The organism is Neisseria shayeganii 871, from assembly GCF_000226875.1.
Taxonomy (GTDB): domain Bacteria; phylum Pseudomonadota; class Gammaproteobacteria; order Burkholderiales; family Neisseriaceae; genus Eikenella; species Eikenella shayeganii.
This window is the reverse complement of record NZ_JH164950.1, coordinates 1-511: the sequence shown is the minus strand read 5'-3', so window position 1 is coordinate 511 and position 511 is coordinate 1. Positions and strand designations below refer to the sequence as shown.

The following is a 511-nucleotide window of genomic DNA, read 5'->3' as shown; positions in this document are numbered from 1 at the left end:
TTCGGCCACGTTGGTAATCTTGTTACCGCCTGCATCAATACCTGCCTTGGTCACGCTCGGGCCGCCGGTGATGGCTAAACCGTTGTCGTTCAACAAGGTATCGCCCGCTTTCACGCTGGTTACCGCCAAGTCAGAGTTCAGTTTGATTTGCAAACCAGCAGCCGTGGCTTCTGTGGTGATATTGGTGTCACCGGAAACTTTTAAGCTCTCGCCCAGTTTTCTGGCTCCGGTGGTACCAGTATCGCCTGCAAAATCCAAACCTTTATTGTCTACGGCGTCTTTGGCTGCGACACCTTGGGCAATATCGGTTTTCACTTGATCAGCCAAACCCACGGTGTAGACTGGCGCTTCCGGTGTACCGCTTTGCGCGACAACGGTCTCGCCTGCTGTTGCTTCTACAGTGGTCACAGTGTCTTTAGCATTCACTGTATATTCAATACCGCCGGCAGCGTTCACACCTTCATCAACGGTAACGTTGGTACCCGCTTTAACCGTATTGTGTTTAGCAGCC

General features: G+C 52.3%; 1 pseudogene. It reads right to left on the bottom strand.

The window, feature by feature from the left end:
• A pseudogene (locus HMPREF9371_RS12850) lies at window positions 1-511 on the bottom strand (hypothetical protein); the annotation flags it as partial.